This window comes from Ruegeria sp. CDSA021 (genome assembly GCF_059612325.1).
The window spans coordinates 1-24923 of record NZ_JBXWQJ010000016.1 but is presented as its reverse complement, the minus strand read 5'-3'; the positions used below and the strand labels follow the sequence as shown (position 1 = coordinate 24923).

The 24923-nt window shown below is 55.6% G+C and carries 24 protein-coding genes; 16 read left to right on the top strand and 8 right to left on the bottom strand.

Translation table 11 applies throughout. The features are described from left to right. Position 1 precedes the first annotated feature (1 nt). Together AC2FLD_RS18360 and AC2FLD_RS18355 are read right to left on the bottom strand one after the other, a co-directional pair. Entirely contained in the window at positions 2–1564 is a 1563-nt protein-coding gene (locus AC2FLD_RS18360) for a sugar ABC transporter ATP-binding protein (protein ID WP_496672241.1), read from the bottom strand. Positions 1565–1691: 127 nt separating this feature from the next. After that, positions 1692–2363 (bottom strand): GntR family transcriptional regulator, encoded by a 672-nt coding sequence (locus tag AC2FLD_RS18355; protein ID WP_496672244.1) that lies wholly within the window; start codon positions 2361–2363, stop codon positions 1692–1694. 108 nt (positions 2364–2471) lie between these two features. Here AC2FLD_RS18355 and AC2FLD_RS18350 point away from each other — a divergent pair, with 108 nt between their 5' ends. The 13 genes from AC2FLD_RS18350 to AC2FLD_RS18290 all read left to right on the top strand — a co-directional run bounded on the left by AC2FLD_RS18350 (position 2472) and on the right by AC2FLD_RS18290 (position 13189). Further along, positions 2472–3341 (top strand): SMP-30/gluconolactonase/LRE family protein, encoded by an 870-nt coding sequence (locus tag AC2FLD_RS18350; RefSeq protein WP_496672246.1) that lies wholly within the window; start codon positions 2472–2474, stop codon positions 3339–3341. Between the two features lie 26 nt (positions 3342–3367). Then, positions 3368–4402, top strand: a complete 1035-nt coding sequence (locus tag AC2FLD_RS18345; protein WP_496672248.1) for a sugar ABC transporter substrate-binding protein — start codon at positions 3368–3370, stop codon at positions 4400–4402. Positions 4403–4489: 87 nt separating this feature from the next. Further along, a complete protein-coding gene (locus tag AC2FLD_RS18340) occupies positions 4490–6013 on the top strand; it encodes a sugar ABC transporter ATP-binding protein (RefSeq protein ID WP_496672250.1) in 1524 nt (507 codons plus the stop codon). Beyond that, positions 6010–7011 carry an ABC transporter permease gene (locus AC2FLD_RS18335; RefSeq protein WP_496672253.1) on the top strand — a complete coding sequence of 334 codons (1002 nt, stop codon included), beginning with the start codon at positions 6010–6012 and terminating at the stop codon, positions 7009–7011. The genes AC2FLD_RS18340 and AC2FLD_RS18335 overlap by 4 nt, the downstream gene beginning before the upstream one ends. Position 7012: 1 nt before the next feature. Next, a complete protein-coding gene (locus AC2FLD_RS18330) occupies positions 7013–7801 on the top strand; it encodes an SDR family NAD(P)-dependent oxidoreductase (RefSeq protein WP_496672255.1) in 789 nt (262 codons plus the stop codon). Positions 7802–7823: 22 nt separating this feature from the next. Then, a complete protein-coding gene (locus AC2FLD_RS18325; RefSeq protein WP_058275454.1) occupies positions 7824–8318 on the top strand; it encodes a lactoylglutathione lyase family protein in 495 nt (164 codons plus the stop codon). Further along, positions 8311–9342 (top strand): C-terminal binding protein, encoded by a 1032-nt coding sequence (locus tag AC2FLD_RS18320; RefSeq protein ID WP_496672257.1) that lies wholly within the window; start codon positions 8311–8313, stop codon positions 9340–9342. Before AC2FLD_RS18325 ends, AC2FLD_RS18320 begins: the two co-directional genes overlap by 8 nt. 12 nt (positions 9343–9354) lie before the next feature. Continuing rightward, positions 9355–10044 (top strand): RraA family protein, encoded by a 690-nt coding sequence (locus tag AC2FLD_RS18315; RefSeq protein WP_058275456.1) that lies wholly within the window; start codon positions 9355–9357, stop codon positions 10042–10044. Continuing rightward, on the top strand, positions 10025–10945 hold the full coding sequence (locus AC2FLD_RS18310) for a 2-dehydro-3-deoxygalactonokinase (protein ID WP_496672260.1): 921 nt from the start codon (positions 10025–10027) through the stop codon (positions 10943–10945). Before AC2FLD_RS18315 ends, AC2FLD_RS18310 begins: the two co-directional genes overlap by 20 nt. Further along, positions 10942–11568 (top strand): 2-dehydro-3-deoxy-6-phosphogalactonate aldolase, encoded by a 627-nt coding sequence (locus tag AC2FLD_RS18305; protein ID WP_496672263.1) that lies wholly within the window; start codon positions 10942–10944, stop codon positions 11566–11568. Before AC2FLD_RS18310 ends, AC2FLD_RS18305 begins: the two co-directional genes overlap by 4 nt. Then, positions 11565–12266 carry an SDR family NAD(P)-dependent oxidoreductase gene (locus AC2FLD_RS18300; RefSeq protein WP_496672266.1) on the top strand — a complete coding sequence of 234 codons (702 nt, stop codon included), beginning with the start codon at positions 11565–11567 and terminating at the stop codon, positions 12264–12266. Before AC2FLD_RS18305 ends, AC2FLD_RS18300 begins: the two co-directional genes overlap by 4 nt. 10 nt (positions 12267–12276) lie before the next feature. Continuing rightward, positions 12277–12795 carry a 2,4'-dihydroxyacetophenone dioxygenase family protein gene (locus tag AC2FLD_RS18295; protein ID WP_496672268.1) on the top strand — a complete coding sequence of 173 codons (519 nt, stop codon included), beginning with the start codon at positions 12277–12279 and terminating at the stop codon, positions 12793–12795. Next, entirely contained in the window at positions 12776–13189 is a 414-nt protein-coding gene (locus AC2FLD_RS18290; protein WP_496672271.1) for a methylglyoxal synthase, read from the top strand. The genes AC2FLD_RS18295 and AC2FLD_RS18290 overlap by 20 nt, the downstream gene beginning before the upstream one ends. 24 nt (positions 13190–13213) lie before the next feature. Here the strand turns inward: AC2FLD_RS18290 and AC2FLD_RS18285 are convergent, their stop codons facing one another. The 4 genes from AC2FLD_RS18285 to AC2FLD_RS18270 all read right to left on the bottom strand — a co-directional run bounded on the left by AC2FLD_RS18285 (position 13214) and on the right by AC2FLD_RS18270 (position 17303). Then, positions 13214–14359, bottom strand: a complete 1146-nt coding sequence (locus AC2FLD_RS18285) for an alpha-hydroxy acid oxidase (RefSeq protein WP_496672273.1) — start codon at positions 14357–14359, stop codon at positions 13214–13216. 45 nt (positions 14360–14404) lie between these two features. After that, the gene (locus AC2FLD_RS18280) at positions 14405–15688 is read right to left on the bottom strand and encodes a TRAP transporter large permease (RefSeq protein ID WP_496672276.1); all 1284 of its coding nucleotides are present in this window, start codon (positions 15686–15688) and stop codon (positions 14405–14407) included. A gap of 10 nt (positions 15689–15698) precedes the next feature. After that, complete coding sequence (locus AC2FLD_RS18275) at positions 15699–16184, bottom strand: TRAP transporter small permease (RefSeq protein WP_109312800.1); 486 nt, start codon at positions 16182–16184, stop codon at positions 15699–15701. Between the two features lie 78 nt (positions 16185–16262). After that, positions 16263–17303, bottom strand: a complete 1041-nt coding sequence (locus AC2FLD_RS18270; RefSeq protein ID WP_496672278.1) for a TRAP transporter substrate-binding protein — start codon at positions 17301–17303, stop codon at positions 16263–16265. 78 nt (positions 17304–17381) lie between these two features. On the opposite strand from AC2FLD_RS18270, the gene AC2FLD_RS18265 reads away from it, so the two are divergent. Beyond that, positions 17382–18068, top strand: a complete 687-nt coding sequence (locus AC2FLD_RS18265; protein WP_496672281.1) for a GntR family transcriptional regulator — start codon at positions 17382–17384, stop codon at positions 18066–18068. An 814-nt stretch (positions 18069–18882) separates the two neighbouring features. On the opposite strand, the gene AC2FLD_RS18260 is transcribed toward AC2FLD_RS18265, so the two are convergent. Both AC2FLD_RS18260 and AC2FLD_RS18255 read right to left on the bottom strand, forming a co-directional pair. Continuing rightward, positions 18883–21393 (bottom strand): CoA transferase, encoded by a 2511-nt coding sequence (locus AC2FLD_RS18260; protein ID WP_496672284.1) that lies wholly within the window; start codon positions 21391–21393, stop codon positions 18883–18885. 41 nt (positions 21394–21434) lie between these two features. Then, positions 21435–23102: a GMC family oxidoreductase gene (locus tag AC2FLD_RS18255; RefSeq protein ID WP_496672285.1), complete on the bottom strand. Its 1668-nt coding sequence runs from the start codon at positions 23100–23102 to the stop codon at positions 21435–21437. Between the two features lie 214 nt (positions 23103–23316). Between AC2FLD_RS18255 and AC2FLD_RS18250 the strand changes: the two genes are divergently transcribed. Both AC2FLD_RS18250 and AC2FLD_RS18245 read left to right on the top strand, forming a co-directional pair. Then, positions 23317–24228, top strand: a complete 912-nt coding sequence (locus tag AC2FLD_RS18250; protein ID WP_496672288.1) for a LysR family transcriptional regulator — start codon at positions 23317–23319, stop codon at positions 24226–24228. A gap of 149 nt (positions 24229–24377) precedes the next feature. Then, the gene (locus AC2FLD_RS18245; RefSeq protein ID WP_496672291.1) at positions 24378–24866 is read left to right on the top strand and encodes an AraC family transcriptional regulator ligand-binding domain-containing protein; all 489 of its coding nucleotides are present in this window, start codon (positions 24378–24380) and stop codon (positions 24864–24866) included. Positions 24867–24923 lie beyond the last annotated feature (57 nt).

Here is a 24923-nt window from a genome sequence, read left to right as displayed (position 1 = left end):
GTCACGACGCGACTCCTTTATGTTGGGATGGCTGTGCAGCCGAGCGATTGGAGTTCCCGGCGGCCATTTGCAGAAGTACGCCTTCACTGGCGTCTTCGGCGGCGATGTCGCCCATCAGACGACCCTCGTGAACGACAAGAATGCGCGAGGACAGCGAAACCAATTCCGGAAAATCGGACGACACCACCAGAATCGCCATTCCTTCTGCCGCTTGGCGGAGCAGCTCTGTGTGGATCTGAAATTTCGCGCCCACATCGACGCCTTTTGTAGGTTCTTCTACGATCAGAAGGTCAGGCGTGCGCTTGAGCCATTTGGCCAGCATGATCTTTTGCTGATTTCCTCCCGACAGAGCGCCGACGTCTTCAGTGATCCCACTGGCTTTGACGCTAAATGCATCAATGGCAGCGTTGCTGGCTTTCTTTATTGACGCCTTGCGCATGATGCCCAAGCTCGCGTGTTCAGAAAGACTTGCGGCGATCAGGTTGTCGCTAAGCGATTGCTCGAGAAACAAACCTTCTGTCTTCCGTTCTTCCGGTACAAAACCTACGCCAAAGCGCATGGCATGGCGTAGCGATTTGAGTTTCACGGGCACCCCACGCAACTCGACAATCCCTTCGGCTCCTTGCATCAATCCAACTATCGAGCGGACAATCTCGCTTCGGCGGGCGCCCATTAGCCCGGCCATGCCGACTATTTCGCCGGCCCTAATCGAAAAGGAGATGTCTTCGAATTCACCTGGGTGCGTCAGGCCTTTGACGGTAAGGATATCATTCCCTGAGGTGTTGACTGATCTACAGACGTCACCCGGGTGCCCGCCGCCAATCATTTCCGCAACGACTTGTTCCTGGGAGGTTTCGCTCACCGATAAAGTGCTGATATGGCGTCCGTCCCGCAAAACGGTAATTCGATCGGAAATTCGGAATATCTCGTCCATGTGATGACTGACATAGACAATGCCGATACCCTTTTTTGTAAGCCCGCGAAGTACGTCGAACAACGCGTCCACTTCGTCAGGAGCCAGCGCTGATGTCGGCTCATCCAGCAAAAGGACGCGCGAGTTCAGGGACAGCGCCTTGGCAATTTCTACTATCTGGCGGGAGCTGATTGGCAGGTTGTCGACGGGCAATGAGACGTCGATGTCCAGACCGAACTCTGCCAAAAGCGCTTCGGCCCGGCGGCGCAGTTCCGGCCAGTCAACGACACCCAAACGGGTCGGAGCTCGCCCGGCATAAATGTTTTCAGCGACAGAAAGAGCGCCAGCCAGGCTGAGTTCTTGAAACACGCAACTGACGCCAAGCGATTGCGCGTGCGACGGATTTTCAATTCGGCGTTCATTGCCGTCACACAGAATTCTTCCCGCTGAAGGGTGATGAAGCCCGTAGAGCAGACCCAAGCACGTGGATTTGCCTGCGCCGTTTTCACCGCAAAGCGCATGCACTTCACCTGGGCGCAGTTCGAATTCCAAATGATTAAGAACAACGTTTGCACCGAAGCTTTTGCTAACCGCATCCAATCGGATCAGGGGGGGCGCGTTTCTCGTATCAAGAATCGAAACTGACGTCATTGTATTCCTCCCAAAGCTTAATTGGCATCTGAGATATCAGATGTCAATTACTTTGTGATGAAGCTAATGACGGCATGAAAAAGGGCAGCCCTTCGCGGGACTGCCCTTTAAAACGTGTTGGCGTTGATTAGGAGGCTTTTGCACCCTCAAGCACGATCGAGGCACTTTCATAGGCCTGCCGGGTTCGATCAATGTGCTCCACCAGAAGCGATTTAATCTTCTTCATATCCCCTTGACGCACCGCGACCGCGATTTTCTGATGTTCTTCGAATGAAAGCTCTGTGTGTTGCGGCAGCTTGGACAAATGGGTTCGCAATGCAGCGATCTTACCTATGTAGCGCGTATAACTCGCCGTCAGATAGTCGTTTCCGGCGTGCTCAAAAATCAATTGGTGAAAAGATGTATCCAGCGCCAGGTACTCTTTTTCATCGTTGCGCGCGCGTGCGCGCGCCATGTCTCTCACAACTCTCTCCATGCTGTCGGCCAACCCGTTAGGGTCCCTTGATAGCGCCAGTTCAAATGCGGCTGTCTCGATGGCCTGCCTGAAGTCACAGATTTGCGTTACTTCAGATTCGGAAAGGGAGAACACGCGTGCGCCTTTTTGCGGTTCGATACTGACGAGCCCTTCATCACGCAGTTGTGCCAACGCTTCGCGAACCGGCGATTTGGAGACACCAAGCTCCTCGGATATCTTACGCTCAGACAGTATTTGGCCCATCTTTAGCGAGCCGTCGATGATACTGTTCCTCAAATGCTCCAAGGCAAGTTCTCGGAGAGATTTGGGTCGTTCAAGGGCCATAATCGGGGTCTCCAAAAAAATGTGTTGCATGACAGAAGATATCTGATACACCAGATAAGGCAAGCTGGAATATCAGATATCAGATCAACTGGGGGGAGCCAGTTTGAAATGCGTGCAGAGTTAGTTCTTGATTGCAGGAATGAGCATGGGGAGGGGATCTTCTGGAACCCAACCGATGAGCTCGTCTGGTGGACCGATATCGAAGGCCGCGCGCTTTGGTCGTACGAGCCGTCGACTTTAAAGAGTGCCAAATACCCTATGACAGAGCGTGTGTGCTGTTTCGCGCCGCGCGCCACAGGGGGCTGGATTGTTGCCTTTGCTGATCGGGTCGTTCTGTTTGATCCGGACACAAAAGTGGAAACGCTTGTTGCCCGCTTCGAACCGGCCAACGCTGAGACGCGACTGAACGATGGGCGAACAGATCGGCAGGGACGGCTGATCGTCGGTGGGATGAACGAAGTTTCCGGTGCACCCGATTCGTCAGTCTTGTGCATCGACACCGACCTGTCCGTGCAGACAATCATCGAAAAGGTGTCTTGCTCAAACTCTGCCTGCTTTGCCCCGGATGGCAGCACGATGTTTTTTGCGGATACACCAGACCGGGAAATCGTGGCCTTTGATTACGACACCGCCACGGGTTCGGTTTCTGACCGACGCATTCATGCCTCCTTCAAAGATGAGCCGGGCCTGCCCGACGGGTCCTGTGTCGATGCTGAAGGGGGGGTCTGGAACGCCGAGTGGGAAGGTCACCGCGTTGTTCGAGTCGCCCCGAACGGCACGATTGACCGGGTCATAGAGGTCCCTGTCTGGAAGCCTACCTGCTGTGCCTTCGGTGGCCCGGAACTCGACACGCTTTTCATTACGACCTCGCGCCTGATGAGTGATGAGGACGCTCTATCAAAAGAAGCGGAGTCGGGCGGCTTGTTCGCCGTCAAACCCGGCGTTTGCGGCGTGCTGGACACGCCATTCAACGGATAACCAACGAATTTCTGGAGGAGAATAAAATGTTGAAAACACTTATGAATACGACGATAGCAGCTGGCTTCGCTGTTCTCGCCTCTGTCGTCCATGCGGAAGACTATCCGACCCCGGTCCCGCTGCAAGACGGTGCGCAGGCTCCAATTGATGCGATTGCCCCGAAAAACGAAAAATTCCGCGTCGCCTACATGCCGCCTGCAACTGAGTTCAACTACTACATCGCAATTGGCGAAGGTATCAAAGCAGTTGCGGCCGAAGCGGGCGTTGACGTCTTCATGTTGGCTCCGCAATCGGGTGCAGACATCAACGGCCAAATGGGCATGATCCAGGACGTTCTGACGCAGGATGTGGATGCGATCATTTTTGGCACCCACGATGAATTTGCTGCCGCGCCCCTTCTCAAGCAGGCGGTCGACAAGGGTATGGCCGTTTTGATGATCAACTCGGATATCCCGAACTTTCCGACGCCGATCCACGGTGTGGTCGGGTACTCGCAGCGAAACGGCACACACAATATCGCTAATTGGGCCATCGAGAATTACGGCGACAAACCTCTGAAGGTTGGCATCATCGAAGGCCAGCCCGGGTATCACTCGACCGAGCGGGTTGGCGGTTTCCTAGACGGTATCGACGGCAACGAAAACTTCGAAGTCGTTGTATCCATTGACGGCAAGTGGAATGTCGAAGGCGGCAATACCGCAGGCATGGATATTCTGCAGTCTCATCCCGACCTCGACATGATCTTCGCAGCCAATGACTACATGATCATTGGCGCGTCGTTTGCCGCCAAGGCTCTTGGCCGCTCCGATATCGTTCTGCTCGGCAACGATGGAGATACCTCGGGCCTGGAGGAAATCGCAGCGGGCAACATAACGGCAACCGTCAATACGTCGCCGTTCCTTATGGGCAGAGCAGCCATGCAGGCGACGATTGATGCGCTGAACGGTTCCTATCCCGGTGGATGGATTGAAACGCCGACCTCGATTGAGGATAAAGATGGTGCAATCAGCGTTCTGCAAGAACCTGAAAAGCTCTTCCCGCAGCCATCCAAAGAGTACTGAGCGTTCTCCCTGCTTCCCGGTGGCATGTTCGCGTGCTGCCGGGGGCGCAATTGAGCTGAGTTTCACGTTCAAGTCGAGGCCACCAAGATGACAACAGAAATACCCCTTTGGGAGTTTGTCGATATCACCAAGGCCTATCCCGGCGTTTTGGCGAATGACAAAGTCTGTATCAAGCTTCTGCCTGGCTCGATCCATGGGCTGCTTGGCGAAAACGGTTGCGGCAAGTCCACGATGATAAAGACTCTGTCTGGCGCGCAGCAACCTGACAGCGGCCAAATTCTTCACAACGGGCAACCGGTAACAGTTGGTGACCCACAGGTCGCACGCGATCTGGGCATAGCAACGGTATTTCAGGAATTCTCGATCGTTCCAACACTGTCTGTTGGCGAGAACATATTCTTGGGCAACATGCCCCGGTCGAGATTGGGGGTAATAGACTGGGGTAAGGTGCACGACGAAGCCGCCCGTGTTTTGGCAGAGATGGACGTCGATGTTTCACCCAATGCCATCACCGGCACGCTTTCAGTAGGTGAGCAACAGCTTGTCGAGATTGCTAAGGCCATTGCGATGGATGCCCGTATGATCATCCTTGATGAGCCGACGGCTGCGTTGGGCGAGGACGAAATCGAACGCCTGCACCTGCTATTGCGCAACATGCGCAGCCGCGGAACAGCTATTCTCTACGTCTCCCACCGCTTGGATGAGGTGGAGCGGATCGTCGACGAAGTGACGATCCTGCGCAATGGGCGCGTCGTGCGGGCCAGTGGCGAGACGGAAATCAACGTCTCTGAAATTGTCAGCGCGATGGTCGGGGAAGACATAGGTGAGCATTACCCAAAAGAGCAGAACGCAACCCACGAAGTTGTTCTCGAAGCGAGCGGGCTTGCGACCAATGCCGGAGTGTCAGATGCGTCCTTTGCGCTCCACAAAGGCGAAGTCCTGGGCCTGGGCGGCGTGTTGGGCAGCGGGCGCACTGAAATCGCACGGGCCCTGTTTGGAACAGATGAGGTTATTGCCGGTCAGGTCACGTTAAAGGGCAATCCGGTTCGGTTCCGCCGGGAAATCGACGCGATCCGTGCTGGTTTGGCCTTGGTTCCGGAGAACCGCAAATATGATGGCTTGTTCTTCAATTTCCGGGCCAGCGGCAACATTACCGCAGCGTCGCTTGGCGGGCTGAGCCGGTTTGGTGTCTTGGACCTTAAGGCTGAGGATCACGCCACGCACGACCTGATCCGCGATCTGGAGATTTCAACTCAGGCTGAGGAAAAAACGGTCAACTTCCTTTCTGGAGGGAACCAGCAGAAGATTGTGATCGCGCGTTGGCTGTTCTCGGATTCGGAGATTCTGATCCTTGATGAACCTACGCAAGGGATCGATATCGGTGCCAAGATTGCGGTCTACAAGCTGATAAACAAACTGACCCGTGCGGGCAAATCCATCATCCTGATCAGTTCAGACCACGATGAGCTTCTGGCGATGAGCGATCGGATCGCCATCGTGCAGCACGGCACGATCACGCGCACCGTGGATGCGTCGGAACTGACCCACGATGACCTGGTCCGGGCCTCTGCCGACACCCCACAACTCAAGTCTGAGGAGGTTTTCGCATGAAGCGGATCTTTGACACTCAATTGATCGGACCCTTCGCGGCAATGGTGATCGTTGCCCTGATAGTCGCGCTCACAACAGAGCGGTTTCTGAATCCGGGCAATCTCTCGAACCTTTCCTTGCAAGTCAGCATCGTGGCGCTCATTGCCATCGGTTCTACCATCGTGATTTTCGCGGCTGGCATCGATTTGAGCTCCGGTTCAATGGTTGCTTTGCTGACCATGATCCTTGCTCAGATGCTGAAGTTCCTCGGCATTCCTCTCGTGCTGGCAATCCCGCTTATCCTTTTCGCCGGTGGATTGTTGGGGCTCTTTATTGGCTTGATTACGGCTTACGGACGCATACCGTCGTTCATTACCACACTGGCGGCGCTAATCGCATTCCGTGGTCTCGCACTGACCTTCAACAATGGCTCACCGATCTTTTCGCTCGATCCGGCACTTGAACCGATCTTTTACGGTAAGCTGTTTGGCATTCCGCTGCCCTTCTTCTACCTCGTCATTTTCTATGCACTCGCGGCATTTACGATGAACTTCACAAAGCTAGGCCGCGAAATCTATGCCGTCGGGGGCAACCCTGCCGCCGCTGTTCTGACCGGCATCAACGTGCGCAAGGTGCAGACAACAACATTCGTGATTGCAGGTTTCATGACCGCCGTAGGCGCGATCCTGATGTCGGCGCGCTTGAATTCCGGCTCCCCCAATTATGGGCAAACGCTTGAATTGCAGGCGATAGCCGCAGCAGTGGTCGGAGGTGCCAGTCTCGCTGGAGGGCGCGGCAACATCCTCGCCACTCTGATGGGAGCCATGACCATCGTGATTGTCCAGAACGGCCTGAATCTGAATGCAGCACCGTCATCTGTTCAGAATATCGTGCTGGGACTGATCATCCTTCTGGCCGTTGGCATCGACATGTGGCGGGCTGAGATTTCTGCCCTGATGGCGCGCATTTTCGGGCGCGCGTCGCCCGCTCAGACATCTAGTGTGAAAAAGGGAGCATGACATGGACCTTGGTCTGAAAGATAAGCTTGTCCTCGTCACCGGCTCTGGCTCTGGTATCGGGAAGGCGACTGCGAAAGTCTATTTGCAGGAAGGCGCACGTGTCATTGTTCACGGTCTGACGGAGATCGAAGTGAGTGCCTGCGTGGACGACCTTGCCACCTTGGGCGACGTTACAGGGAAGGCGGCGGATCTGACGAACACGACTGACTCAAGCGCGTTGGCAGAGTTCGCGCAAATGCAGGGTGATGTTGATGTCCTGGTTAACAATGTCGGCATCTTTTCGGTCAAACCATTCGAAGATCTGACCGATGATGACTGGATGTACTATTTTAACATCAACGTCCTGTCTGCAGTTCGGATGAGCCGGGTTTTTCTGCCTGCTATGCTCAAACGTGGCATTGGGTCGATCATCAATATGGCAAGCGAAGCCGCGGTAAAGCCTCTGCCTCAGATGGTGCACTATTCAGTCACTAAAACTGCCATATTAGGTCTCACCCGTGGCATGGCAGAGCTCACCAAGGGTACGCAGGTACGGGTTAACTCCGTCCTGCCCGGTCCGACATGGACCGAAGGGGTAGAGGCCTATTTCGATGGTCTTGCAGCTCAAAAAGGCGAACCGCTCGACACAATCGTGGACAACTACTTCAAGTCGGACGAGCCCACCTCGCTGATCCAGCGGTTCGTTCAACCGGACGAAGTCGCCCGCATGATCGTCACGATCTCGGCCAGTACCGCCTCCAATGGTTCTGCGCATCGGATCGAAGGCGGCATCATTCGCAACATTCTCTGACATTCAAACACAGGAGCCTATCATGGTCGCACTTACATTCTCTCACATCGGCATCACGGTTCCGGATCTGGAAAAGGCCGTGGAATTTTATTCCAAGGCGTTTGATCTATACGTGCTGATGGAGCCCACAGAAATCCTCCATGACGAAAGCGCCATCGGCCAGATGTGCGACGACGTCTTTGGCGAAGGTTGGGGCAAATTCCGTATCGCACACCTATCGATGGGCGACGGCGTTGGTATCGAGCTATTCGAATTTCCCAAGACGATCGAAGAAGAACGCCCGTTTGAGTATTGGCGCCGGGGTCTGTTTCACTTCTGTGTGCAGGATGCGGACCTGGAGGGGCGGATCAAAATTATCGAAGAATTGGGCGGTCGCCAGCGCATGGAACAGGTGCGTAAGTATTACCCGGGCGAAAAGCCATATCGCATGGTCTACATGGAAGACCCGTTTGGCAACATTTTCGAACTCTACAGCCACTCGTACGAGTTGACATATTCGGCAGGCGCCTATGTCTGATCAGCCGACATTCGTTCCACGGACGGATCGGCCGATGGTCGTGATCACCGACTACGACTTTGGTAATGTCGATGTGGAAACCGAGATCCTCGAAGCGGCCGGTGCCGAAGTCATCGCGCTTCAGGCCAAATCTGAAGAGGACCTTTTTGAGGTCGCGCCGCACTGCGCTGCGATGATGAACCAATATGCCAAGGTAGGGCAGCAAACGATCACGCGGATGGAACGCTGTGAAGTGATCGCGCGCTATGGTGTTGGTGTCGATATTGTCGATGTAGGCACGGCCACCGAACGGGGCATTCTGGTGACCAATGTGCAAAACTACTGCACCGAAGAGGTCGCGGATCACGCGATCTCCCTGTGGCTTACACTTGCCCGCAAATTGCCAGACTACGACCGAGCAACGCATGCGGGGATCTGGCAATGGCAAAGTGGGCAACCGGTTTTTCGGTTGCGCGGACGCACAATGGGTGTCGTGTCGTTGGGCAAGATCGGACAGGCCATTGTGACACGGGCACAGTCCTTCGGCGTCAATGTCATCGCCTATGACCCCTTTCTGCCAGCTAATGTCGCGGCGTCGCTGGGGGTGGAGTTGGTTTCCAAGGCTGATCTTCTGGCACGCTCCGACTATGTCCTGATGCAGGCGCCTATGACGCCTGACACACATCATTTCTTGTCGGATGCGGAGTTTGCTTCGATGAAATCGGGCGCAATCCTGGTGAACACGGGTCGTGGTCCAACCGTGGACAACAAGGCCCTCTACCGGGCTCTGACCAATGGCCACCTGGCCGCCGCCGGCCTTGATGACCCCGAAGAAGAACCGGCCAAGCGTGCCAATTGGAGCCCGGATGACAACCCGCTCTTCGCGTTGCCCAACGTGCTCGTGACACCACACGCCGCCTACTACTCCGAAGAATCCATATGTGCCGCCCGGGTCACCGCTGCAACGCAGGTGGCCAAGGTGCTCACAGGGCAAAAGCCAGACTACACGGTCAATGCCGAGGCATTGGCCGCAACACCCGCATAACAGGAGACAAGAATGCCAGACGTTAGTAGTGACCTTAGGGTCTTCAATGACTTTGAACGAAACCCGGATCTGCTCAAGAAATTCGACAAGGTGCTTGAGGCCTATTCAGCAGCAGCCATCTTTGCCGATGTTCAGTACCGCACCGGTGTGATGGACAGTGCTATCAAACCCGCATTTCGCGCCAAGGTTACGGGCCAGGCCGTCACTGTGCAGCTTTCCAAAGGCGACCTCGTTGACCCTCTGAAAGCCTTGGAGATGGGCCAACCCGGCGACGTGATCGTTGTGGATGCGGGCGGCGACGTCAATACGTCGGTCTGCGGCGGGCTCATGGGTGGGCTGGCGCAGAATCGGGGCATTCGCGGCATGATCGTAGATGGTACGGGACGCGATACGGACGAATTGGAAGACATCAACTGGCCCATCTGGACACGGGCGATCACCCCGCGCGGAACGCACACGATGTTTTCTGGACGCAAGGACGAGCTTTCGATCAACGTGCCGATTGCCTGTGGTGGCGTGGTCGTAAACCCGGGGGACTTCATCGTGGCCGATTTGATGGGCGTGGTCGTGGTTCCACAGGAACTGGCCGAAGAAACCGTGCGCCTTGCCCAGGAACAGGCTGACCGCGAAGAAGAAACCCGCAAGTGGGTCGCCAAGGGAAAAACCGTCGAGGATCTTTTAAATGAATTCGGTCGTATCTGAACCAGCCCTTATCGGTGTCGATTGGGGAACGTCTTCTCTCCGTGCTTTTCTTATTGGTGCGGATGGTGAGGTCATTGACGGTGTCTCTTCACCCGAAGGCATCATGCAGGTTTCTGGAAAGACCTTCGAGGCGGTCCTTGATCGTCTCATTGGTCCTTGGGTTGCTCAGATTGATCTGCCGATCCTTGCATCAGGCATGATAACCAGCCGGAACGGATGGGTTGAAACGCCCTATGCCGAAATGCCGCTTGGCGCTTGTGGTCTTGCGCGGGCTTTGGTGCCACATGATGCCGATAGCGGAGCCCGGATTCACTTTGTGACGGGGGCATCTATCGAGCACGCGGGCGGCCCGGACGTGATGCGCGGCGAGGAAACGCAGATTATTGGCGCGTCCGCGCTTGGCCTGAACGACGGTACTTTCGTAATGCCGGGCACGCACAGCAAATGGGTCCAAGTTGCGGATGGGCAGATCGTGGATTTCTCGACCTATATGACGGGCGAGATCTTCGCAGCTCTCAAGGGGCACACGATCCTTGGCACGTTGATGGAGGATCACGACTTCGACGTAGCTGCCTTTGAAACCGGCGTAGCTGCGGGCCTCGAAGGGGGTTCTAATCTATTGCACAATTTGTTTCACGTTCGGACCCTTCCACTCATGGGCAAAATCCCCAAGGTCGCTACGGCTGATTACTTGTCCGGCCTTCTGATAGGTGCAGAGGTTGCGGCTGCGACCCGCGCTGTCGAAAACATCGGCACCGTCACCCTTGTGGGACGCAGCGACCTGTCAGACCGCTATGATATTGCCCTACGGGCCGCGGGGCTGGAAACCCGCCGAGCGCCGGATGATATCGTCGCCAAAGGGCATTTTCTGATTGCCCGCGCAGCGGGGCTTTTGGGATGATCAACCTCACCGTGGCGCTGGCCGAAAACCCACTGATTGCAATCTTGCGCGGGCTGGAACCAGAAAACGCGTTACCAGTTGCGGGTGAGCTCATTGAGGCCGCCTTTCGTATCGTCGAAGTTCCGCTGAACTCTCCAGATCCGCTGGAGTCGATCGCTCGAATTGCCAAGCATTATGGCGCGCAAGCCGTCGTAGGGGCAGGCACAGTCCTGACCGCTGAGCAAGTCGACGCGGTTGCTGAGGCAGGCGGGCGGATCATAGTCTCACCGAACATGAACCCGGATGTGGGGCGTGCCGCGGTTGCGCGGGGTCTGTATTGGTGTCCGGGCGTGGTGACCCCGTCCGAGGCCTTTGCCGCCTTGGATCTTGGTGCCTCTGTTCTAAAGTTCTTTCCAGCTGAGATGGTGCCGCCGACCGCTATCGCCGCCATGCGTGCGATTTTGCCCCAAGAGGCTGTCATTGCTGCGGTGGGGGGGATCACACCTGAAACAATGGCCGCGTACCAGGCAGCCGGGACAAACGGGTTCGGGTTGGGATCGGCCCTGTTCAAGCCGGGCCGTGCATTGGATGATATTGGCGCACGTGCGCGTGCTTTCACCCAAGCACTGAAAGATCAAAGATGAAACAAGCCATTGTCACCGGAGGCACCCGAGGTATCGGCGCGGGTGTGGCGCGGTCGCTTGCTGATGCTGGTTGGTCCGTTATCGCCGCATCCGTGTCGAACTCTGAGCTGGATGCCTTTGCTCCTCAGGCCGGGATAACAACACAGCTTCTCGATGTGACAGATCAGGCTTCGGTCGATGCTGTGTTCGGCAACCTCAGGCGCCTCGACGCTTTGGTGAACTGCGCGGGGATTCTGCTCAGGGGTGAAGAATATGATATCGACGTCTTTGCCAGGGTTCTTGATGTAAACCTGACCGGGACGATGCGCTGCTGCCTCGCCGCACAACCGCTTTTGGTCGAGCAGGGTGGGGCAATCGTTAACACCGCGTCCATGCTCAGCACTTTTGGCGGCCCACTGGTCCCGGCCTATTCCGCCTCAAAAGGTGGGGTCGCACAACTCACCAAGGCATTGGCAGGTCGCTGGGCCGAGGACGGCGTCAGAGTAAATGCCATTGCACCGGGCTGGATCGAGACGGAAATGACCCAAGGTCTTCGGGACGACCCAGATCGAACCGAAGGTATCATGGCGCGTACGCCGATGAAACGATGGGGTAAACCTGAAGAGGTTGGCACGCTTGTACGCTGGCTTCTGAGTGAAGATGCTAGCTTTGTCACCGGGTCGGTTTATCCGATCGACGGTGGCTATCTGGCAATGTGAGGAGAGGCCAATGAAAAACGACGACACTGCCCGAATGCCGTATCAGTTGCCGTTCCCAAAAGATGCACAGGAAGAGATTGTGATACCGAACGCGGTCTCCGAGGACGAAAAGCTCTGGGTGCCGCAGGCCGAAAATGTGTGGTTCCGGCCCCTCTGCCTCAATCGCTCACAAGGCTATTGGATGAACCTGTTGAAGGTCCGTAAGGCTGGAGTCCTTTCCCGCCACCGTCACCCGCAACCTGTCCACGGTTTTGTTCTGAAAGGGCGCTGGCACTATTTGGAACATGACTGGGTCGCCGAAGAGGGCGGCTATGTCTATGAACCACCGGGTGAGACACACACGTTGGTTGTTCCAGATGATGTCGAAGAGATGATTACCTATTTCCAGGTCAATGGCGTGATGTGCTATGTCGATCCATGGGGTGAGGTGCAAGGCTACGAAGATGTTTTCACCAAGATCGAACTGTGTCGAAAGCACTTCGCCGAAGTCGGTCTTGGGGAGGATTACGTTGAACAATTCATCCGGTGAACGCCCGTGTTTCGCGCTTGTTGCGCATGACGCAAGAAAAGACGAGATCGTGGCTTGGGTTGGTATTCAGCAGGCCCGGTTATCGGGTGTTAGCATCATATCAACCGGCACGACCGGCGGCCGTATCAAAGAGGCATTTCCTGAATTGAATGTAACCTGTTTGAAAAGCGGCCCGCTTGGTGGTGACCAGCAGATCGGTGCCATGATCTGCGAAGAGAAGCTCGACGCTTTGATATTCTTCGTCGATCCACTCTCGCCTATGCCGCATGATGTGGATGTAAAGGCGTTGACTCGTCTTGCAACAGTATACGATCTACCGATGGCGTGTTCGCGATCAACGGCTGATCTGATCGTGAAGGGCCTGCGTGCGACCAACAACAACGCGCGGTCCTAAGGTTTTCAGATTCCGGCGGATCGCTCAGTCGCAGTTTAGAAGGAAACGGGCAAGGTGGTCTGGTTTTTCAACGCCCAACTGGCTCATATTAGCTGTCATGTCAGCTCGCAAAATATGCACGAGGTGATCTATGCCCTGTGATCCAAAAGCTGTGACCGCATACTGAAACGCCCGCCCGACCATGACGAAATCGGCACCTTTGGCCAGCGCGCGCATGATATCCAGGCCCCAGGCCACACCGGAATCGTATATGAGCGGGACATCCGGTCCGACAGCATCACGGATTTTTGGCAATTGGTCGATGACGGCAGGTCCAGCTTCGAATTGGCGACCGGAATGATTTGAAACCCAAATGCAATCTATGCCCTCGGCCACCATTTGGATGGCATCCTCTGGCCGAAGAACGCCTTTAACGACAAGTTGACCATCCCATTCCTCGCGCAATTCTCGCAGATACTTCCAATCGGGGATGCCCCGGATCAAAGCGCCCGCATGCGTGAAACTCTCTCGGCCGCGTTGCGGTACATAGTCATCAAAGAACCGCATGCGCGGCATGATTCCTTCAAGTAGATGGGCAAGGCACCAAGCCGGCCGCGCGGCCATTTCAGCCAGCGTGCGTAAGTCTGCCTTGGGCGGGACGGTCAGGTTTGCACGTCTCTGGCGTTCACGCCTGCTTTCTTCCGGGACATCAACAGTAATAATAAGCGTGTGAAAACCAGCGGCCTTAATCCTCGGCAGCATCTTGCGGCGCAATTCTGCAGAGTTCACTGGGTAGTGCTGGAACCACCCGTTTTGGCCAATGTAGGGGGCAACATCCTCCGGGGACGCGACCGCTACGCTGGACAGTGAAAACGGTATGTTGTGCGCGACGGCTGCCTGCGCCAGCATCCGTTCCGCACCGGCCCACAACAATCCAGACATACCCACAGGTGCAATTCCAAACGGCAGATCGTACGTCTGCCCCAGCAGTGTCGTTTGGAGGTCAGCTTTGGTTCGTCCACACAGCACGCTGGGCATGAACCCGATAGCATCAAGCGCATCCCGATTCACGCTTTTCCCCAGCTCTCTGCCTGTTGCGCTGTCGAGATACTCGAAGGCAAACTTCGGGATGCGCTTTTGTGCGGTTTTCCGAAGGTCTTCTATCGAAGGGTGGGATAGGTCCAGATCCATCCGGGTCCTCTGTTTGTTGTCTAACGTTTGAAGCTCCTCAGCCGGTCACCAAAGGGATGGCAAAGCCAAGGAAATTGCGGGCACATAGGTGATGAACATCAACAGGATCAGCATGCCGACAAAGAATGGCAGGATCGCCCGGCTGAGGTTTTCGATGGAGACCTTCGAAATGCTGCTGGCCACGAACAGGTTTACGCCCAAAGGTGGCGTGCAGAATCCGATGGCCAGATTGACCGTCAGAATGACGCCAAAGACGATAGGATCGACACCCAGCGCGGTTGCAACCGGCAGTAGGATCGGCGTCATGATGATGATCGACGAAATCGTCTCCATGAACATGCCGATCACCAGCAAAAGCAGATTGATCAACAACAGAATGATGATCGGATTGTCGGACAGGCTGGTGATCGTTGTGGCGAGTTCTGTCGGGATTCTTGCAAGCGTGATCAGTCTTCCAAAGGCGGTCGCCATGATCACCAATATCAGAATTGTGCCGCTGGTCTTTGCACTGCCCGCCAAAACCTCTGGCAGGTCTTTCAGGGTGATGTCGCCATAGACGAAGATGCCGATGAAGGCGGCATAAACCACGGCCACCGCACCGGCTTCGGTCGGGGTGAAGATACCGCTGTAGATACCGCCGAGGATGATTACAGGCACCAAAAGCGCCCAGATCGAAGACCGGAAACTCTGCCAGGCGCCCGGGCCTGAGAACGTGGTTGTCGATTGCTGAACAACCGTGTCCTTTCGCAGCAGAACGCGGGCGACCAACATGAACATGAGGGCAAAAAGGATACCAGGAACAACACCCGCCAGGAACAGCTTTCCAATCGAAACCTCGGCAGTAACACCGTAGATGATGAAGGGGATACTTGGCGGGATCATCACGCCGATCATCCCCGAAGACGCCGTCAATGCACCGCTGAATTTGCGCGTATAGCCAACCTTTTCCATCTCGGGGATCATGTTTGATCCGATGGCGGCGACGGTCGCAGGTGATGAGCCGGATATGGCGGCAAAGAACACGCAGGCAAGCACGTTCACATAAGCCAACCCGCCCCGGATATGACCGATCAGTGCATTGGCGAACCCAACCAGTCGACGGGACATCCCACCGTGCTGCATCAGGTCTCCTGCGAGGATGAACAAGGGAACAGCGATCAGCGGAAACGAATCCGCGCCTGTGACCACCGAGCGCGCCAGAAGAACCATCGGCGGCGTGCCATCCACGAAGACCATCACGATCATGGTCGCAAGACCCAGGCAGATGCCAATGGGCACGCTGAAAAGCAGAAGGGCGAAAAGTGTCAGGAAAAGCGTTGTCGCAAGCATGCCGGGTTCCTCACACTTTGGTTCCTGCGATCAGACGCAGGGTTCGGATCAGATGTTGAGTGACGCGGATCGCGGACAGGCCCGCACCAACCGGCGCTGAGGCATAGAGGATCGGGATTGGCAGCCCCAGAACAACCGAGGTCTGGCTGGCGACAAAGGGTTGCCGGATCAGCTTGATGCATTCAATTGTAAGAACGATCAGAAACCCAAGGACCAGAAGCGCGATCACAACATCCGCAAAAAGCCTCGCCCGCTCGCTCAGGACATCACGCAGGACCGTGATGCGCACATGATCGCCTGTGTGGAAGGCATAGCTGACACCAAGCCAGACGAACCAGACGAACAGCCAAAGCGTTAGCTCTTCACCCCATGAAAGAGAGGCATTCATGATGTAGCGCATGAATACATTGCCAAAGATCAACACGACAATCGCGGCCAAGAGCGCGCTGGCTAAGACTTTTTCGGCATTCATATCGATCCATTTGATAGCCGACATCGTTCACCTCCCCTTGAACGAAAGGGGCACCCGTTCCCGCATGGCACGGGTGCCCGGATTGATAGAGTATATCGTGGGTCAGCTTCCGCTTGCTGCGGATACCGCCGCGACCCAAGCGTCGTAGGCTTCTGCGCCAACTTCATCGCGATATTGCAGGCGAACGCTTTCGGTTTTGACGGCGAAGGCCTGTCTCTGCTCTGCAGTCAGTTCCAGAACCTCGACACCAGCAGCACGGATCTGTTCCAGCTGCTCTGCATTTTCGCTGGCGACCAATTCGGCCTGATAATCACGAGCGGAGGCCATTGACTCCCGGATTAGTTGCTGATGCTCCGCAGGCAGCGAGTCAAAGAATGGTTTGGAGATGACCGGCATGTAGACCGCAAAGACATGGCCCGTGGTCGAAAGGTATTTCTGCACCTCGTAGAAACGCTGTGAGGTAATGATCGCCAGCGGGTTTTCTTGCCCGTCGATCACGCCTTGCTGGAGGGCAGAATAGACCTCGCCAAAGTTCATCGGCGTTGGGTTGGCCCCGAGTGTTTCGAATGTCGCCACATGTGCTGGCACTTTCATAGTGCGCAGTTTTACGCCTTCGAGGTCTTCGGGTGTTTCAACTGGACGGACATTGTTGGTCACGTTACGCACACCCAACTCAAGCCAACCAAGACCGACCAGTCCCTGATTTTCGACCCGTCCAAGCATTCCGTCACCGGCCTCACCATCAAGAACATCAAAGGCGATGTCTTTGGAGGCATACATGTAGGGAAGCTCGATCACCGCAAAAGCCGGATCCCAACCTGCGAAGAACGAAGACGGGGGAATAGCCATTTCAAGAACACCGGTTTGAACACCTTCGATCATCTCGCGGTCCGGGCCCATCTGCGAGGATGGAAAGATCTGGACATCGATCTCGCCATTCGAACCGGTCTCAACCAGTTCTTCGAATTTCAGGAGTGCCCGATGCATGTGGAATGCCTCGGCGGCGCCGTGACCAATTTTGATAACTGTTTCGGCCGAGGCCGCGAAGGCAAGTCCGGTCGACATGGCGACGGCAAGCGCGAATGTGGATTTGTTGAACAAGGTATCCTCCCATGAACGGTTTAGTATTTTACGATCTTTCATCTGACATATCAGATACAATATATAAATCAATGCTGGACCTGAAACACTGAAACAGTAGAGTGGTCGGATACCATGAATATGGCTGGGAAAATGCAAATTAAGAGACCGGATTCATTGAGCAAAATTGCGGAGGCGGAAATCCGGAGAAACATCGTGCAGGGTGTCTTTCGACTGGGCGAGTCGCTGCAGGAAGCCAAACTTTCAACGACCATGGGTATCAGTAAGACGCCGATTCGCGAAGCTCTTGCAGCGTTAAACCTACAGGGTCTTGTGCAGATCGTTCCGCGGCGCGGAGCATTTGTTTTCACTCTGTCTCACGAGGATGTCGTGCAACTCTGTAAGTATCGGCTGATCCTCGAAACAGCGGCGATGGATCAGGCGCTTGAAGAAAACCCTTCTGCTTTGCTTGATGAACTTGCGGATTTAGTGACTGAGATGACTGAAGCACGGAAGGCCGATGATTTCGAACGCTATCTCGAGTTGGACGCAGCTTTTCACGACGCATTTTTCAGACATTGTGGCAACAGCTACCTGCGGGACGGATATCAGAAAGTCAGTGACATCGTTCGAACAATGCGCACGTATTTATCAAAGCGCCCGGATCGCACTGCCAAATCTCTGAAAGAACATGATGCAATCACTACCCATCTGCGTGAGGGCAAAGTGAAAGCCGCAAAGAACGTCTTAAGTCGGCAAATCACACGAGGAGAACGCTCTTACTCGGATCTGGCTGGCAACGAACTGCCATCCGAGAAGAGGCGGTAAGATTCCAGTTTGCCTGTGGCCCGCCCATTGCGTACGCAAATATCGCTGCGATTGGCCTGATTGGCCGAATTATCTTCTGCTGAGTAGCGTGAACTATCGTGTGGTTGCAGTGAGGTTGGCGTGCACGCATTCGCTAAAAAAACGAAATTTCCGAGTAGGTCACGGAACAGCGGCGGACTGTATCCAGTATGAATGTCGTAGTGGGCCGTTTTCGTACTGACCTCATGGTCAAACTGACTGAACCGGAGGCCATGGTAAGGGGTTTGGGCAACCGACCGCCGGGTCGATTTCTGGCTGGCTGTGTCACATCCAATTTTCCGGGGGCTCTGTCGCCTCCTTATTTTCCTGGCTTTTCTGGAAAATTATGGCTGGGGTGGTAGGATTTTTTTGTCAACATATTGAAAATTAACAAAATAAATAAAATGGGGTCAATGGGAAGTGTTCGGAAATTGGTTTGTGTCCAGTATTGTGCCTCACTTTTCTGCTTTTGACTTTTGGGACGTTAGGGAACTCGCCTGTCATACGACTTGCGTGGGATTGGGCGGAAAGCGGTCATTAGCTGCAGTTAGCACCAAGGTCCACCAGGTCCGATGTGCGGGATCAAAGCGGCCATTGGCACCATGAACTCATCCGATTAACTTGGCCGGATGTCCGCGATTGTCGGCGCTCTACCAGTTCAGTCAGCTCGCAGCATCGGTCAGTAAAGGTTCAAAGTGGTATCTGGCCGCTGCAGTCACAAAGATATGCTCAGGGCCGCCAGTAGAAAAAAGCAAATTTGCCCCTACTCCCTGTCACAAGCGACTTGGGTATTCACTTAGCTTGGCAAATATTCCTCACTCCAGGACTCGGCGACATCGCCAGATTTGATCATCACTTCAATGGCCTCATCAGCATAGCCGAGTTCACTGAGGATCGTTCTGGTTGAAGTGCCGAACTTCTCGGATGGTTCGACCGCAAACACTTTTGCACGGCTTGGGCGCACCGCGTAGGGATCAAGTTGTGTCACTTCATGCCCACTCGGATGATCGGGGTAAATCGAGAAGGAGTAGCTGCCATTTTTGGTGCCCGGTGTGCCATCTGCCTCGCGAGAATTCCGCGCACGCAACGCGTCGAGGTTTTCGCAGATCGCCACGCCGATATCGGCCGCGTGCAGCTTTTCCACCCAATCCGACGCAGGAAGGGCTTGGAAGGCGGTCGCCAGGTACGCAGCGCGGTCTTCTTCCGCCAGATCCGGCAGATCCTCCAAGCCTTCGACTTTTCGGAACCGAGACAGATCGGCTTCGTAGGCGCTGAGCAGCACATAGCGACCTGACGCGGTGCTATAGAAGCGGGTCAGAGCATCATAGCCGTTTGCCTCGGGGCCCGACGGCTCGTCAAACAGCCCACGGCCTTTGTAGTCAAAAGCAAAGGGGACTTGCAAAAGGCCGCTATTGGCATTGAGCGAGGTGCGCCCGCGCCCAATCCGACCGAAGCGGTATTTCTGATAGAGTGCTGCGGCCACTCCAAGCGCACCGCCAAATCCGCACATGACATCGATCGTGCCTACATGGGCGTGTTCCTCTGGCCGGTCCATGGCGCCACCAAAACGCAACATGATGCCCGTCGTCGCCTGAACCAGATCGTCGTAACCGATGTAATCGGTCCGCGTGCCCCGACGCACACCGCTGAAACAATCGAGTTTGCAGAACAGCGCATCAGGGTTGAGCTTGCGCAGGCTATCGGCATCCAGGCCCATTTTCTTGATTTGATTGTCTGGTGCGTTCCAAACGATGACATCCACGGATTTCACAAGGTCCTCGAAAATCCGGCGTCCATGTTGCGAGTTGATGTCTGCCAGAATGGAGCGTTTGCCGCGCATCTGTGACATGCCATAGATGACGGTGTTCCAACTGTCATACATCGGCATGGATGGGTCGAGCTTGATCACCTCGGCCCCGAACCGCGCCAGGTAACTGGCCGAATGCGGACCCGCGATCACATTGCATAGGTCCAGTACCCGTACGCCGGACAACCACCCTTCTTTCGCTGTTTCTTCACAAGGTGCTGGAATCTCGGTGCTGTGTTTCCTCAATAGTTTCAGCGCTTCGTCGAAATCGACCCATCGGCGGGGCTCGGGCTGCAATGCCTCTTCGCCACTTTCCTCCATCCAAACCACAGGGCCGGGTTGCGTCATATCGCCATAAATCGGATCGTGGACGTCGATCATCAGCCCCGAGGTCTCGGCGTATTCGTCGTGAATCCATTCCTGCAGCCAGCGCTGCGGCGCACCGGGGATCAATCCACGGCCGAACATTTTTTTCCACTCGTGCGATGTGCGGGTCATGAAGACCTCTTTCATACGCGCCGCGATTTTATCGGCCCAGAACTTGGGCACCGGATAGACCCCAAGTGAGGTATCATGCGACCATTCCGACCAAGGTTTGTATGTGTCGTCTTCCGACGTCAGCCCGTCCGCGACCAATTCGTCGTAAATGCCAAGCACTTCCAAGCACCGGCGGGCATGGTTCTTGTGGCTGGGGCAGACGACGTAGAACATGCGCCCGTCCTTGCACATGTAGCTGCGGAAGAACGGGTCCAGCAGTTCCTGCAGATCTTCATATGCAACATTCATCGGCAGGCCTTCGATGCGCCGACGTTCGATCTCGACCTCGCGCTGGGTTAGATAGCGCTCGGGTATGTTTTCGACCTTGATCGAGTTGTAGCAGAGCCCCTCCATCACGGCGGCGGCCAACGGAACTTCGATCTGGTCACCAAGGCCTGTTACCTGCCGGGACTGCAGAGCAAACACCGCGGCAGAGGCCGCGATCTGCGAGGCGTATGCCGAGGCAAGCGGCAGGGGAGAAAATGACGGATTCAGTCCCATTAGAACCCGGTTCAGCCCCATGTCGGTGAACACACCCGAACTTGCCGCGACGATGCTTTCATAGGCCCGAAGTTCGCGCCGTTCTTCGTCGTTCGATGCGAAACCGGGGACTGAGATAGTGATCAGCTCAGGCCTTTTGTCATGCATTGCGGCAAAGTCTATTCCAAGCGCGGCCAGCTTACCGGGGCGGAAATTCTCGACGATGATGTCGGCCTCGGCGCAGAGCGCCTTGGCTCTGTCCAATCCCTCTGGTGTCTTGAGGTCCAGATTAACGATCACCTTGTTTCGGTTCAGTGCAGCGTTTGTCGGGCTGTCCCAAATCGGACCGTCAGGTGGGTCGATATGAACCACGGTTGCGCCCAGATCGCCCAGCAACATCGCAACAGCAGGACCGGCGATGTACTGACCGAAGTCTACAACTTTCAAGCCGGTCAGCGGAAGATTGGAAAACGAATTGCGCATGGTTCCTCCCAGAAACTCTTATTCCCGCATGTCGATAGGTCTTATTGGCCCGCCAGTATCCAGCCCGCGGCCTTTTCTGCGATCATGATTGTGGGTGAATTGGTGTTGCCACTTGTGATCGTTGGCATGACCGAGGCATCGACCACGCGCAGGCCAGCCACTCCTTTCATGCGCAGGTGCGGGTCGAGAACGGCGGTTTCATCGTCCTCGCGACCCATCTTGATCGTGCCGACAGGGTGAAAGATCGTGCTGGCGATGTCCCCTGCCAACCGAGCCAGTTCCTCGTCGGTTTGATATTGGATACCCGGTTTGAATTCTTCCGGCTCGTACGCTTCCATCGCGGTCTGAGCCATAATTTCACGCACCTGCCGCAGGCTTTGGGCGGCAACCTTGCGATCTTCGTCGGTGTCCAGATAGTTGGGCGTGATCTCGGGTGCCTGACGGAAATTCGAAGACGCGATGCGGACATGCCCGCGGCTGGTTGGGTTTAGGTTGCAAACACTGACGGTGATCGCGGGGAAGTCATGCAGGTCTTCACCAAACGCCTCAAGGCTCAGCGGTTGGACATGGTATTCGAGATTGGCATGCGGGCGCGTCGGATCCGATCTGGTGAAAGCACCCAACTGGCTGGGCGACATGCTCATCGGGCCCGAGCGTTTCAGCACATATTCCCAGCCGATTTTTGCCTTGCCTATCAGGGAGTTGGCCAGTGTGTTCAACGTCTTGGTACCCCTGACTTTGTAGACCGCACGAATTTGCAAGTGATCTTGCAGGTTTTCGCCCACGTAAGGCGCATCCATCACCACATCTATCCCGTGCTCTTTCAAAAGCGCCGCCGGGCCTATCCCCGACAGTTGCAGGATTTGCGGAGAGTTCACGGCACCTGCCGACAGAACCACTTCCTTTGAGGCCCGGACCGTGACGGGCTGCCCCTTGTGGCGGACAACCGCGCCGGTGCAACGCAACGCAGCGTCGCCGCCTTTGTCAAAGGTCAACCTCTCAACCTGTGCTTCCGTCCAGATCGTCAGGTTCGGACGCGATTTGGCCGGGCGCAGAAACGCCTTGGACGTGTTCCAACGCCAGCCCGAGCGCTGGTTGACGTCGAAATAGCCAACCCCGGAATTGTCGCCCGCGTTGAAATCATCGGTTTTGGAAATGCCGTTTTCGACCGCAGCATCTGCAAAACTGTCCAGAACATCCCAACGCAGCCGCTGTTTTTCGACTCGCCATTCGCCGCCATGCCCGTGCAGGTCGGAAAACCGACTGTTGTCGCCGGTGCGCGGGTCGGCACCGTCATCCAACTTGTAGTGGTTCTCATGTGCCTTAAAATCAGCCAGCGAGTTTTCCCAGCTCCATGCTTCTTCGCCGGTGAGCTTGGCCCAATTGTCATAGTCGCGGGCCTGACCCCGCATATAGATCATCCCGTTGATCGAGGAGCACCCGCCGAGCGTCTTCCCGCGCGGGTAAAGCAGGCTGCGTCCGTTCAACCCCTTGGCTGGCTGGGTCTTGTACATCCAGTCTGCGCGCGGGTTTCCAATGCAATAGAGATAGCCGACCGGAATGTGTATCCACGGATAGGTGTCAGGCTTGCCCGCCTCAAGCAGCAACACGCGGTTCGTAGGGTCAGCACTCAGCCTGTTGGCCATCAGGCACCCGGCTGATCCGCCACCAATCACGATATAGTCGAACCTGTTTGCGCCGTCAGACATCTTTGTCTTCCACCTATTCAGTCTTTGCTTCGCCGTTTGCGCACCGGAAAGGAAACGGATTTGTGTTTTCCGGTACGCCGTCCTTTCAATTCACCCTCGAAGGTCGGGGGGCGGTTCACCCGCCACCACGCAACGTTGGTTTCACTGATCTGTGCCGGAGCGGCACACAAAAAGCTAATGACAATTCGCACAATGCCATATTAGTGAATTTTATATGGACCGGTTTTCGAATATTAACACCATCCTGGCCTTTGTGACGGTGGCCCGTGAAGGTAGCGTTTCACGCGCAGCCGAAGTGTTGAATCTGACCCAGCCGGCCATCAGCCATCAAATCAAGCGTCTTGGTGAAGAGACGGGACTTACGCTGTTCAACCGAACCGCAACTGGGTTACAGATCACCCATGACGGCGCTGCGGTTTTAGCGAAGGCTCAACAAGTCCTCGATGCAGCCAGTGACTTCCAACGCAGCGCCCGCCAGCGTATTGGTCGTTTGAGTGGGAAATTGACGATCGGCACGATTGTCGATCCGGAGTTCATTCGGCTGGGTCGACTGCTGGCGGATTTACGCACCGAGCATCCTGGTATTGAAACCGAACTGATACACGGTGTCAGCGGAGACATTCTGACATGGCTCAAACGGGGCCGGATAGATGCCGGTTTCTACCTGTGTGGGCCCGATGACCTTGCCAGTATTGGGTCAGACGGAGGCGATCCGGTGCACGCCCTAAAGCTGGCCGATTTCACGTATCGCGTGATCGGGCCTGCTGGCTGGCAGAAACAGGTGGAAGAGGCCGACTGGTCTTCTCTTGCAGCCCTCCCTTGGATTGGCACGCCCGAAGCCTCCGTCCACCATCGCCTGCTGGCCAAGATTTTCGAAGGACAGGCCAGCCGCCCGAACGTGGTTGCTCTGGTCGATCAAGAAGCTTCGATGCTTGAAATGGTAAGATCCGGCATTGGCCTGATTCTCTGTCGCGATTCCATAGCGCTCCATCAAAAGCAATCCTTCGGACTCGCCGTCTGCAATTCCGTGTCAGTTCCTGCTTGCCTGTGTTTTGTGGCGTTAGAACGACGTAAAGATAGCCCGATGATAGCCGAGACATTCGACCTGCTGCACCGGTCCTGGTGATCTGGTTTTCATAAGCAGCACAAAGGCTCCCGGTGAAGCTATAGCGATTATCGTCATTTGGCGCGTTCTGCGAGTGGTATGGCGGGCGGCGCTATAAACTTGCTCGGCTCCAAATGCTATGTTCTGCCCAGACAGCAAGGAACGTACTCATGCCAGCACCAGATCGGATAAAGACGCCAGACACGTTCTGGAACGCACTTAGAAGTTTGTCGATCAATCCGGTAGCGCTGTTGCGCGAGGCCATGCTACCCCAAAGCGTGATTTCGCCGGGCGCGCGCATTAGCACGAAACAACTCTTTGCGTTGTGGGAAGCGCTACAGAAACTCGGAGGTGATGATATTGGGTTGGCCTTGACGCGGGCTATGCATGGTTCGACGTTGCCCCCTTCCTTTCTGGTCGCTTTCCACGCCAAAAACGTGGGCGAGGCCTTGCACCGTGTCGCGCGCTTCAAGGCGCTCTGTGCACCTGAAGAGTTCCGTGTTGTTGTCAAAGACGAGGGTTGTGTCGTGACCACTGCTTGGACGTACGCCAAGCAGACAGAACCAGATGCACTGACTGACGCCACATTTACATTTCTTGTGAACATGGCACGCGCTGGCACGGGAGAGAAGATAAAACCTAGGGTCAGGACCCATTGATTTTCGTTTTGCAGCTTGATTCACGGTTCTAAAACTGAGCGGTGAACATGTCTGATC